We start from the raw sequence: 11759 nt of genomic DNA, 5'->3' as shown, positions 1-11759 counted from the left end.
AAAGCATTAGAAATAGAAAAGATGGTGTTGCAAAAAAATATTATTTTGCGATACCATCTTTTTTATTTAGCTATTCAATAGACTAGAATGGGCGATATCTTTGGAATGTTGTATAATTCCCAATAGAACCATAGTCATAGAGTTTATCGTATTTAGAATCTGTAGATTTAAAGCGGATAAGAATGGGTGCATCTTTGAGCTCTGGATAGGCATCAAAGAATGCTTTGTCAGCTGTGTAGATAGCTTGTAAGGCAAGAGGCATTTTGCGTTTGAATATATCATAACGCACTTGTTTATTACCTTCAAAATCTTCACTATCAATTAAAACTTCACCTAAAAGTATCCATTTATCTGCTAGAGGTGTAAAACGTAAGTAAACTTGATCTTGTATTTCATAGGTCATATCATCTGCATAAATTAAACCGATGGTTACAAAAAGGTCACCAGTTTCATCAGAATGCGTCATTGTATAAGTACGATTTTGAGTAGGTGTAGTTTTTGTAACCTTATCACGATATTCTACAAAGATTTGACGACTTCTTTTAAAAGGCATAGGAATCCTCCATAGTAAAAGTAGATTTATATAGTATATGAACAATGCTAAATAAAGTTGCTAATAGAGGAAAAGAAAATACTACTTATAAGGTATGGTGGAATTGAAAATCTACAAATCATAGAGGTTGACAACTAGCTTATGAAATTAAGCCAGTACATCATATAGCAGTAGGCGATAATATTTTGGCGCAAGATAAGGCAAAACAAATGTTTTTAATGGAATATTTTGCAAGATGAAAATTACAGAAATCAAGCATGCAGAGCATTCTAATATGTTTGGTGGCATTATAGAACTGGCGTATAGTGAACGTGCTAGTGAGATGTTAGGACGTAGAGATAGAGCTAAATTGATTTATGAAAGTATTCATAAAGATGGAAAACAGAAGATACAGCTAAAAGAATTTAAAATTATTGAAAAAGATATATAGCAGAAATTGTTAAAGAAAATAAGAAATAATTTTGAAAACTGATTAATCATATAAAAATAATTGACTTTTTTGGAAAAAGTGGTTATACTAAATTTCATTAATAAAAGTTAAAGAATGAATAAAAACTTATCTAGAGGAATAGAGGGAAAGGCCTGATGAAGTTTCAGCAATCAGCAAATAATGTAAGGTACTAAATCCTACAGAATAATACTCTGACAGATAAGATGGAGTATTTGTATATAAATAACCTCTTATCATATGATAAGGAAGTTTTTGTCTATTATGGAGGTGAAAAAGCTTGAATATAAGTGAGCCAATTATCGCATTAAAAAATATCACTAAAATATATGAATCTGACCAAGGGAAATTTACGGCACTAAGTGGTGTGAATCTAGAAATTTATAAAGGTGAAATATATGGCATTATTGGCATGAGTGGCGCAGGAAAAAGTACACTAGTACGTTGTATCAATTATTTAGAAAGGCCTACAGAAGGACAAGTTTTATTTGATGGCAAGTCTTTAGCTACTTTATCAGATGGGCAATTAAGACTGGCAAGACAATCTATGAGTATGATTTTCCAGCAGTTTAATTTGCTCATGCAACGTACAGCATTACAAAATGTATGTTTCCCTATGGAGATTGCAGGTATTAAAAAGAGAGAGGCTAAGAAACGGGCTAAGGAGCTTTTGGAACTAGTAGGATTAGGTGACAAATTAGATGCGTATCCTTCACAACTTTCAGGTGGACAGAAGCAAAGAATAGCTATTGCAAGAGCCCTTGCTACCAACCCTAAAGTTCTTTTATGCGATGAGGCAACTTCTGCATTAGATCCTAGTACAACTCAAGCAATTTTAGCCTTGTTAAAAGAGATTAATGAGAAGTTAGGAATTACCATTGTAATTATTACCCATGAAATGAAAGTAGTTGAACAAATTTGTACTCATGTTGCCATTATTGCAGAAAGCAAAATAGCAGAAGTGGGGACAGTGAAAGAAGTCTTTACACATCCTAAGAGCAAAGTAGGAGAGAAGCTGGTTTATCCAAATGGCATACCAGATGAAAAGCTTATAGGTAAGAGATGTTGCCGTATTGTATTTGATGGAACTTCGGCATATGATCCAGCTATTGCAAGTATGATTCTGGAGTGTCAGGTGCCAGTTAATATTATGTATGCAGACATGAAACGTGTAGGCGATAAAGCCTTAGGACAAATGGTAATACAATTACCAGAAAATGAGCAGTTGGCTAATAAAGTCATACAAAATTTAAAGGATAGACAACTTGTGGTAGAGGAGGTTTATGATTATGTGGGATAATGATATGTTTGTAATGATTTTACAAGGGATTTTAGAAACATTTTATATGACTCTCTTTTCAACCTTCTTAGCTTATGTTATTGGCTTGCCGTTGGGAATCGCATTAGTAGTAACAGAAGATACGAGTTTAATGCCTTGTAAAGTAGTCAATAAGATTTTAAATCTCATAGTGAATATTATACGTTCAATACCTTTTTTAATATTTCTTATATTTATTCAACCATTGACCAAAAAGATTGTAGGAACAACAATTGGTTCTACAGCAACAGTAGTACCATTAGTCTTAGCAGCAGCACCTTTTATCGGACGTATGGTAGAGTCTTCGATTAAAGAATTAGATAAAGGAATTATTGAAGCAGCATTATCCATGGGGGCATCACCAATGCAAGTGATTTGGAAGGTTATGTTACCAGAAACGAAGCCTTCACTATGGATAGGGGCAGCAATTAGTGCCACAACTATATTAGGGTATTCAGCTATGGCAGGTTTTACAAGTGGAGGTGGACTTGGGGATATTGCCATTCGCTATGGATTTTATAGATACCAAACAGACGTTATGTTTGTAACAGTTATACTCCTTATTTTAATTGTGCAATGCATTCAAGAAGTGGGTATGAAAATAGCAAATAAACAAGATAAAAGAAAATAGATTATTGGAGGGATTTAGATGAAAAAATCAATTTTATTAAGCGCAGTATCACTTTTAGCATTTTCACTTTTAACAGGCTGTGGGGCAGGTGCAGCACCAACTACAAATGATAATCAATCAGTAGCGAATGAAGTTAAAGAAACAGGAGAAGACACAAATACAGTAGAAACAGGTAAAATTATAGTAGGGGCTTCTACATCACCTCATGCAGAAATATTAGAAGAAGCAAAACCTTTGCTTAAAGAAAAAGGATATGATTTAGAAATTAAAGAGTTTTCAGATTATGTTATTCCAAATACATCTCTTGAAGATGGGGCATTAGATGCAAACTATTTTCAACACCAACCATACTTAGACGATTTTAATGCTAATAAGGGGACACATTTAGTATCTGTTGCAGCTATTCATTATGAACCACTTGGCATTTACGCAGGCAAGAGTTCAGATTTAGCAGCAATTGCAGAGGAAGCAAAAATCGGTGTACCAAATGATACAACTAATGAAGCAAGAGCGTTATTACTTCTTGAAACACAAGGCATCATTAAATTAGATCCTAATGCGGGACTTGCAGCAACTAAAAAAGATATCATTGAAAATCCTCACAATGTAGATATTGTAGAAATTGAAGCAGCACAGCTTGTACGTAATTTACAAGAGGTAGATTTCGCTGTAATTAATGGAAATTATGCACTTCAAGGTGGATTAAATGTAAATGATGCCCTTGCAAAAGAAGAATCAGATTCAGTAGCAGCACAAACTTATGCAAATGTATTAGTAGTACGTGAGGGCGATGAGGGAAGAGAAGATGTTAAAGCTTTAGTAGAAGTTTTACAAAGTAAAGACATTGCAGATTTTATTGATGAGAAATATCAGGGTTCAGTAGTAAGTATGAGCAAATAAATTTTTAAGATAAAAATAAAAGGGAGCATTACAAATTTTAGGTTCCTACTCAACTTTGGATAAGTGCACCTACTTTACTAAAGGTGAATGTGTTAATATAATACATTCACCTTTAGTAGTTTTGTAAACTAAAGTTCGTACTTTTAAGTTGAAATGTTACATAACATTTCTTAAAAAAGGTTGACTAAATTGGAACTACCATATAAAATACGTTTAACGAGTTTGAATTTGTTGTTGTTTCCTTCAACAAATCTACTACTTATGTTATGAGATATCGCATTCTTGATCGGGGCGATATCTTTTTTGATGCCTTCTACAAAAACTTTAATATAAAATGTTTCATATGCTTTAATAAATCCATCTAATTGATTGGAGTCTTTTCCCATAGGTATCGTATAAAAACTATTATATCTATCTTCTAATAGACTAACTATCTCATAGTAGTTCTTAATGATTTCGATATATTCTTTTATCCCATCAGTATCTATATTCCCTGAACTTTTTCGTAAAATAGAGCTTAATATTTGATGCCGTTTAATAACGATTATTTCTTTAGGGTATTCTGTTTTATATGCCCAATTTATATGCAATGCATTATTAAAGTTATTTTTAGCAAGTACTGCGATATAGTTTTCTAATGTCTTTAAATTCCCATCATAGCCCATTCGTAAGACATATGATAAAATGACGGCAGAATCTATTTTATCATAAAACATTTTATAGATAATATTTAGATAATCATCTTTTTAGGGGAGTCTAATAAACGGATATCCTCTTCTGTCATCTGAACATATTTTCGTGCAGTAACTAAATTTATATGGAATTCATCTGCAATAACTTTAGTATTGCTACCTTCAAGCTCTTGCCATCTTTTATAAATATCTCTTTAGGCAATTTCACCTTAAATAAGTCCCTTATACGATTGATTAAATTTTGAAGTAAATGAAATCGGTCTGCCACTTGAGTATATGTAGGCAATATTTAATCAATTGCCTTAGCATAAGCACTTGCTCGATCACGTGCAATAAGTTTGATTTTTTTGTGTTCTTTTAACCATGTCTTTAATGTCTGAGCATCTCGTCCTTCTAGTAACGCAATGAGGTGATGGTCATTTAAATCATAAATTGCTGTAGCATAGGTGTGCCTTTTCGAATAGCAACATCATCAATACCTATAGCTTCAACTTCAGGATTATCCTCAATAATAATTTTATCGTAAATTCTTTTAATAGTATCATTACTTATTCTTACACCTATAAGAGAAAGTACTTATTTAATTCTTTGTATTTCATTTATAATGTTACTCTTCGGTGATATAATATCAGTCTATCAAAACATAAAAACATAGGAAATAGCTCAACAAAAAATGGCATTTAAAAATACCACTTTTTTGTCGAGCCATCTTTAAAATACACAAAGTTGAGTAAGAACCAAATTTTGTGGTGGGCCCTTTTGTTTAATAAATATATTTTATTAGATAATAATGCTAATGAAAGAAATAAAAAATGTCGATACAAAGTGAAATTAAATATTCTAAAAAATTTTAAAAATAGTTTAGAGTATGGGGGAGTTTTAAATGAAAAATTTAAATTTAACTAATAAACTTAGTATTATTTTTGTAATTACAGCATTAATACCAATGATTTTTTTAAGTACATTGGATATTATAAATGCTGATTATATGATGGGGAAAATGCAGAGTAACTTATTAGAGCAAAAATTAAAAGGAGATATTCATTCGGTTCAAAGTTACATTGAAAGTACAATGGGAGGTATTACATTTTCAGAAGGAGAATTAAAAGGAAAAGATGGTAGTTTAGTAAGTAGTCAAGAAGAGATGATTGATAGGATTTCTGAGGACTTAGGGATTGTTGCAACTATATTTATTCATGATGATAAGGGCTATTGCAGAATATTAACGAGTATTATAGATGAAGAAACGGAAAAAAGAATAGCTAATTCTTATTTAGATACTAAGTCTCCAGCTTATGAAGTTATTGAAAAAGGACAGCAGTACATTGGTGAAGCAGATATTCAAGGTGAGGAGTATACTACAGCTTATGAACCTATAGTAGGAGAAGATGGAAAGGTTATAGGGATTATTTTTGTGGGCATTTCTATGGAACAATCCAATAAATTACTTAATGTACAAAAAGAAGAATTAATGCATCAAATTATATTGATATTATTAATAGCTTGTATTGTAGGCTTTATTGTGCTTACTTTCCTAGGAAGATCTATTATAAAGCCTATGTTGGGGATTGTTGAAGAAGGAAATAGAATAGCACAGCTTAATTTGACAAAACCAATATCACAAGCCTTAGTCATGCGAAAAGACGAAATAGGTAAATTAGCTAAGGCTATGGAGCGTATACAAGAAAGTTTAAAAGATGTCGTGATTGCTACAACAAATATTTCAGAAGAAGTTTATAAGACATCAGGCAATTTAGAAGATACTTGTTCGGATGTCTCTTTAATTACAGAACAAATGGCTTGTACAATACAAGTAGTTGCACAAGGAGCGACTACTCAGGCTCAAAATACAGTAAATTGTAGAGAGCAGCTTGAAGACTTAGGAAATATAATAGATGAAGAAGAAAGACATATTAATTTACTTAGCAATGCTTCTATTAAAATGTCTAATGCTATAGACGAAGGAAGAAATGTTTTAGAAGAGTTAATACATAAAATAAAGATTAATTATGAGGCAACAACTAAAACGTATGAAAATATGCAAAGAACACATAAAAGTTCTAAGGAGATTAGCCAGGCAAGTAATATGATTGCAGAAATTGCCAAGCAAACTAATTTGCTTGCATTAAATGCCTCTATTGAAGCAGCAAGAGCAGGTGAAAATGGACGAGGATTTGCAGTAGTAGCAGAAGAAATTAAAAAGCTTGCGCAGGAGTCGGAAAATTCAACTCAAATAATAGATTGTCAGATAATGAACTTACAAAAAGATATAGATAGTGCAGTAGAAGTGACAGGTAATATCAAACATATATTAGATGAGGAAATAGAAGATGTAAAAATGACACAAGAGAAATATTGTGAAATTGTAGATGCTACTGAAAGTATGGGGACAATAGTTAAGAAGCTAGAAAAAATAGGAAAAGCTATAATAGAAAGAAAAAATATAGTAAGTAGTAATGTGGAAGAACTTTCATCTATTGCTGAGGAAAATGCGGCTTCCATGGAAGAGTCTTCAGCGTGTATAGAGGAACAAAGTGCATCTATTCATGGTATACACAATTCTAGTAGCACATTAACAAGTATGATTGAGTCTCTTCAAAAAATGATTGAGAAATTTAATGTAAAATAGAAATTATAAATGAATCAATAAGAATTTTTATAAATTTATTAGAATAGTGAAAGACGCCCAAAGCTAGAAGGAAGCTAGGGCGTCTTTTATATTAAGCATTTTCAGCTATGAAAGCTGAATCTTCTAGTACAGATGTACAGTGTGGACATCTTGTAGCAGCTATATCGATTGTGCTTTTACAGTAAGGACATTTTTTAGTTGTTGGTGGTGCATCTAGAGCTTGTCTTGTAAGTTTTTGTGCTGTTTTATTAAAAGCTTTTAATATTACAAAAAGAACGAGTGCCATAATTAAGAAATTAATAACGGCTGTAAGGAATTTGCCATAGTTTAAAGTCACGTCACCAAGTAAGTGAAGCTGCCATTGGTCAAAGTTAACACCACCAAATAAGCCTAAAATAGGGTTAATAATATCTGCTACAAAAGATGAAATAATATTTGTAAAGGCACCACCAATAATGATACCGATTGCCATGTCCATTACATTGCCACGGCTGATGAATTTTTTAAATTCAGTCATGAAGTTTTTCATTTGTAATCTGCCTTTCTATCAATATTATACGCTTTAAATAAGTTCTAAAATAAGTACAGAGATTATTATAACATTTTTAAGTAGAACATGCAGTAAAAAATAACAAACATTTATAGTTTTTATGCTGGCAAGTTTAGAAGGGTGTTCAAAAGTTAATAGTTGTACCAATATTTTAGGAACAAGTTATAGTTATTTTCATAAAATGTATTGATAGGGAAAAGAAAGGAGAATATGTCAAAAAAATGTTTATAGGAGATAGTTCTAAGTAATAGGAGATGAGAGGTATATGAAATATTTATTTAACATGGATTATATAACTCCAATTCGTGCCGGCATGCCTTTACAAGGAAATATTAACAACATAGTTATTTTTATTAGATTTCAAGGGGAATCAGAATTTACAAGAACTATACCATATTATGACGCACTTTTTAATAGTACAGAAGAAGGCGCAGATTCTGTATATAATTTCTTTCATCAAACATCATATAGTCAAGTAAATGTGACTTCAACTTTTTATTCAAAAAACTGGAATTCAGTAGTGTCTTATGAAGATGTATATCCTAGAAGTTATTATTTGCCCTATGATCAGGCAACTAATCCAAATGGTTATACCACAGATACAAGGGGAACAAGAGAAATAGAACTGCTGAAAAATGCTGTGCTTGCAGTAAGAGATGAAATAGAAGAGGCAGGTATAAACTTAGATATTGATAATGATGGAAGTGTAGATAGCATTACGTTTGTGATACATGGTCCAACAGCAGCTAATTACTGGGGCACATTACTAGCACCACATAATGCATCTATGGAAAGTGCAGATGTTAAAATTGGTGGAAAGACTGTGGATGAATATGCATTTATGATTGATGATACATTATTTACAGGTTTACTTGTACATGAAATGTTACATCAAATGGGTTTTGAAGATTATTATCCATATACTAATCAAGATGAGAAACCAGTATGGACATGGGATACTATGGGGGTTAGCACAGTAGCACCAGCAAATACTTCAGCTTATAGTAAATATGAATATGGTAAATGGATTACTAATATTCCTACCATTAAATTATCCCAGAGAGTAACACTCATACCTCTTAGTGAGCCAGCTGGTGCATTAATGAACTGCTGTAAGATTGAAACATCTAATCCTAATCAATATTTAGTATTAGAATATCGTATTAAAACCCAAGCAGGTATAGATAGTAATATACCTGGAACCGGCTTACTCATTTATAGAGTAAGTGAAGAAAAAGCAGGAAAAGGTAATGCTGATGGTAAGCCATGGGAACTTTATATATTTAGACCAGGTGTAATGTTTGCTACAAATCAATTGAAGATGAATATGTCAGGAAAATATGTAAAGAATGCAACTATTACATCAGATGGCAATATAGAAGAGGCTTTCTTATCACAACAGTCTGGACGTACTGAAGCTGGAACAAGTGATTTCCCAATTTTCTTTGAAGATGGTACGGATATGGGCATTCGTATTTCAAATGTAGGAGAAGCGGGGGATACAATTAGTTTCGATGTATCCTTTGCAACGACGCCAACAGCGGATATAGGTGTTACAAAGATGGCAGATAGCACCAGTGTTAGTCCTGATGCAACTATAAATTATACTGTAGTGGTATCTAATGCAGGGCCTAATACAGCTACAGGGGTTAGGGTAATTGATAATGTACCAAGTCAATTATCTAATCCACAGTATTCAATAGATAATGGTACTACATGGCGTAACTGGACTTCCACATATAGTATAGGAGATTTAGCAAATGGTGATTCTGTTACAATTTTATACAGAGGTACTGTAAAGAGTACAGCAGTAGGCAATATTGATAACACAGTTATTGTTACAGCTACAACTACAGATCCAAATCCTAATAATAATACAGCAACTGTAGTAACGCCTATTAATAGAGCAGCGGCTGATATCAGTGTAGCTAAAACAACTACAAGCACAAGTCTTGCTCCTGGGGATCAAATTACTTATAGTATTGTTGTAGCAAATGCAGGTCCAAGTAATGCAACTGGTGTGATTTTAAACGATGTTATACCAGTAAATCTTCAAGACGTGCAGTATTCAATAGATGATGGCACAACATGGAAAAACTGGATGGGATCATATAGTATAGGTGCGCTTGCAAATGGAGCTTCTACTACAATTTTATTAAGGGGTACAGTAAGAAGCAATACAACAAGTAGTGTAAATAACGTGGCACAAGTTACTTCAACTTCAATAGATCCAGATTTATCTAATAATGTTTCTTCCGTAATAACGCCAGTATTATACCAGAGCAATCAGCGGATATAAGTGTTACTAAAACGGCGGATACTGAGAATGTGGAGGTAGGAGACATACTTACTTATACAATTGTAGTAAGTAACGCTGGTCCTAATACGGCTCAAGGAGTAACTCTAACAGATTTGCTTCCTACTGTGCTTATCAATCAGCAGTATTCTACAAATAATGGAGGCATATGGCGTTCTTGGGAATCACCATATCTAATAGGAAATTTAGCTATGGGTGTATCTCGAACGATTTTAGTTAGAGGTGTTGTAAGTGATGCGGCCACTATAGGACAGATTACAAATACAGCTACAGTTAGTTCAGTGACACCAGATCAAGATGAAAGTAATAATACAGATAGTGTTACAACAACTATTGGTCAAGAAAAATCAGCAGATATAAGTGTTACCAAGACGGCAAGCAGTCAGTCAGTTGCCCCAGGAAGCCGGCTCACTTACACAATAGTAGTGGCTAATGCAGGGCCAAGCACAGCACAGGGAGTGACTTTAACGGATGTAATACCAAGTGAACTTACCAGAGTGCAGTATTCAACGAATAATGGTATGACATGGACTACGTGGAGTTCACCATATACAATAGGAAATTTAGGAAATGGTGCATCTAGAACGATTTTAATAAGAGGAACGGTAAAACTTACAGCATTAGGACAAATCACCAATACAGCAAGAGTAAGTGCGACAACCCCAGATCCAAATCCAAATAATAACGCATCTACAATTACAACAACAATTGCAACAATCCAAGAAGCACGTTTAACTGTTACACAAAAGGCGAATAAAATTGCCTTTTATCCGGGTCAAGAGATTGTATATACTATAGCAGTAACGAATCAGGGACCAGACATAGCTGAAAATGTAACTGTAATAGATACAATACCTATGGGGATTACAGAAAAATTATATAGTGTAAATAATGGCCCATGGCGTGTATGGAATGGTATATATGGTATTGGTAACTTAAATGCAGGCTCAACAGTTACAATTACTATAAAAGGTATAGTAACAGGTGCTCTAACGGGAGAAAATGCGAATATTGTAATAGTAACAAGTACAACCTCAGATTCAAGTCAAAGTAATACTAATATTGCACGAGTAGATTTTACAGTTTTACGAACACGTAATACTCTAACAGTAAATAATTATTGTAGGTGTTGTAGATAAAAATCCTATAACTATTAAAGCCTTCCAATTATAATTGGAAGGCTTTTTTGATGCTATCATAGTGTAAGAAGATTCCTTGATTTGCTAAAGCGGCAATTTCATCAGCTGTTGCAAGTTGATATCCAGCTGTTTCGGCTTCTTGTAAATGAAGGTCAGATTCTTTGAAATCCATAATGAAGCGATAAATATCTACAAAGTAGTTATCACCTTCTCCTGGATTTTCACGTTTGTAAGAAAATAAATAACCACCTTCAGCGTTAGAAACATCGAGACCAGTTTCTTCTAAAACTTCACGCATAACAGCTTCTTTAGAAGTTTCACCTGCTATGGCAGCCCCACCTGAAACTTCCCACCATCCGGGAGCCCAGTTTTTAGTCATAATACGTTTTGTAATTAAAAATTTACCATCAGGCCTAGCAATAACTCCTAGTACAGTAAGGTGATATTCGCCATCTTTTAAACACCAATCATTACGTTTCATTGTACGGCCAGTTTTTTGTTTATTACTATCATAAATATCCCATAATTCCATAATATCAACTACCCTTCCTGTGTGTAATGTCAAATTCTATTATATCAAAA

The 11759-nt window shown here is 33.2% G+C and carries 12 protein-coding genes and 1 riboswitch; of the genes, 7 read left to right on the top strand and 5 right to left on the bottom strand.

Going from position 1 to position 11759, the window contains the following annotated elements:
- Nucleotides 1-82: 82 nt before the first annotated feature.
- On the bottom strand, nt 83-553 hold the full coding sequence (locus JCM14822_RS01065) for a staygreen family protein (RefSeq protein WP_054738880.1): 471 nt from the start codon (nt 551-553) through the stop codon (nt 83-85).
- A gap of 235 nt (nt 554-788) precedes the next feature.
- Between JCM14822_RS01065 and JCM14822_RS01060 the strand changes: the two genes are divergently transcribed.
- From JCM14822_RS01060 to JCM14822_RS01045, 4 genes are all read left to right on the top strand, one after another.
- The gene (locus tag JCM14822_RS01060) at nt 789-983 is read left to right on the top strand and encodes a hypothetical protein (protein ID WP_054738879.1); all 195 of its coding nucleotides are present in this window, start codon (nt 789-791) and stop codon (nt 981-983) included.
- Between the two features lie 123 nt (nt 984-1106).
- Nucleotides 1107-1209, top strand: a riboswitch (SAM riboswitch).
- Nucleotides 1210-1281: 72 nt separating this feature from the next.
- On the top strand, nt 1282-2301 hold the full coding sequence (locus tag JCM14822_RS01055; protein WP_242861360.1) for a methionine ABC transporter ATP-binding protein: 1020 nt from the start codon (nt 1282-1284) through the stop codon (nt 2299-2301).
- Entirely contained in the window at nt 2288-2950 is a 663-nt protein-coding gene (locus tag JCM14822_RS01050) for a methionine ABC transporter permease (protein ID WP_408606165.1), read from the top strand. Before JCM14822_RS01055 ends, JCM14822_RS01050 begins: the two co-directional genes overlap by 14 nt.
- A gap of 18 nt (nt 2951-2968) precedes the next feature.
- The gene (locus tag JCM14822_RS01045) at nt 2969-3850 is read left to right on the top strand and encodes a MetQ/NlpA family ABC transporter substrate-binding protein (RefSeq protein WP_054738874.1); all 882 of its coding nucleotides are present in this window, start codon (nt 2969-2971) and stop codon (nt 3848-3850) included.
- 170 nt (nt 3851-4020) lie between these two features.
- Here the strand turns inward: JCM14822_RS01045 and JCM14822_RS01040 are convergent, their stop codons facing one another.
- Both JCM14822_RS01040 and JCM14822_RS24340 read right to left on the bottom strand, forming a co-directional pair.
- Entirely contained in the window at nt 4021-4515 is a 495-nt protein-coding gene (locus JCM14822_RS01040; RefSeq protein ID WP_172674743.1) for a transposase, read from the bottom strand.
- A gap of 316 nt (nt 4516-4831) precedes the next feature.
- Nucleotides 4832-4948 (bottom strand): hypothetical protein, encoded by a 117-nt coding sequence (locus JCM14822_RS24340; RefSeq protein ID WP_242861366.1) that lies wholly within the window; start codon nt 4946-4948, stop codon nt 4832-4834.
- A 477-nt stretch (nt 4949-5425) separates the two neighbouring features.
- On the opposite strand from JCM14822_RS24340, the gene JCM14822_RS01035 reads away from it, so the two are divergent.
- Nucleotides 5426-7171, top strand: coding sequence for a methyl-accepting chemotaxis protein (locus tag JCM14822_RS01035; protein WP_054738870.1), 1746 nt, complete (start codon nt 5426-5428; stop codon nt 7169-7171).
- A 91-nt stretch (nt 7172-7262) separates the two neighbouring features.
- On the opposite strand, the gene mscL is transcribed toward JCM14822_RS01035, so the two are convergent.
- Nucleotides 7263-7700, bottom strand: coding sequence for a large conductance mechanosensitive channel protein MscL (gene mscL, locus JCM14822_RS01030; RefSeq protein WP_054738867.1), 438 nt, complete (start codon nt 7698-7700; stop codon nt 7263-7265).
- A 286-nt stretch (nt 7701-7986) separates the two neighbouring features.
- On the opposite strand from mscL, the gene JCM14822_RS01025 reads away from it, so the two are divergent.
- Both JCM14822_RS01025 and JCM14822_RS01020 read left to right on the top strand, forming a co-directional pair.
- Nucleotides 7987-10020 (top strand): DUF11 domain-containing protein, encoded by a 2034-nt coding sequence (locus tag JCM14822_RS01025; protein WP_054738865.1) that lies wholly within the window; start codon nt 7987-7989, stop codon nt 10018-10020.
- The gene (locus JCM14822_RS01020) at nt 9993-11177 is read left to right on the top strand and encodes a COG1361 S-layer family protein (protein WP_306307274.1); all 1185 of its coding nucleotides are present in this window, start codon (nt 9993-9995) and stop codon (nt 11175-11177) included. The genes JCM14822_RS01025 and JCM14822_RS01020 overlap by 28 nt, the downstream gene beginning before the upstream one ends.
- A gap of 28 nt (nt 11178-11205) precedes the next feature.
- Here JCM14822_RS01020 and JCM14822_RS01015 read toward each other — a convergent pair whose 3' ends face one another.
- Nucleotides 11206-11709, bottom strand: coding sequence for an NUDIX hydrolase (locus tag JCM14822_RS01015; RefSeq protein WP_054738861.1), 504 nt, complete (start codon nt 11707-11709; stop codon nt 11206-11208).
- Between the last annotated feature and the right edge of the window lie 50 nt (nt 11710-11759).

The sequence above is a fragment of the Cellulosilyticum ruminicola JCM 14822 genome (genome assembly GCF_001311925.1).
GTDB lineage: Bacteria > Bacillota > Clostridia > Lachnospirales > Cellulosilyticaceae > Cellulosilyticum > Cellulosilyticum ruminicola.
Note: the sequence above shows the minus strand (reverse complement) of the source record. Positions and strands in the feature narration are given on the sequence as shown.

Excerpts from the sequence above, each read along its gene's own strand:
- JCM14822_RS01045 (WP_054738874.1), top strand. The coding sequence starts at position 2,969 with ATGAAAAAATCAATTTTATTAAGCGCAGTATCACTTTTAGCATTTTCA.
- mscL (WP_054738867.1), bottom strand. The coding sequence starts at position 7,700 with ATGAAAAACTTCATGACTGAATTTAAAAAATTCATCAGCCGTGGCAAT.
- JCM14822_RS01025 (WP_054738865.1), top strand. The coding sequence starts at position 7,987 with ATGAAATATTTATTTAACATGGATTATATAACTCCAATTCGTGCCGGC.
- JCM14822_RS01060 (WP_054738879.1), top strand. The coding sequence starts at position 789 with ATGAAAATTACAGAAATCAAGCATGCAGAGCATTCTAATATGTTTGGT.
- JCM14822_RS01040 (WP_172674743.1), bottom strand. The coding sequence starts at position 4,515 with ATGGGCTATGATGGGAATTTAAAGACATTAGAAAACTATATCGCAGTA.
- JCM14822_RS01035 (WP_054738870.1), top strand. The coding sequence starts at position 5,426 with ATGAAAAATTTAAATTTAACTAATAAACTTAGTATTATTTTTGTAATT.
- JCM14822_RS01065 (WP_054738880.1), bottom strand. The coding sequence starts at position 553 with ATGCCTTTTAAAAGAAGTCGTCAAATCTTTGTAGAATATCGTGATAAG.
- JCM14822_RS01015 (WP_054738861.1), bottom strand. The coding sequence starts at position 11,709 with ATGGAATTATGGGATATTTATGATAGTAATAAACAAAAAACTGGCCGT.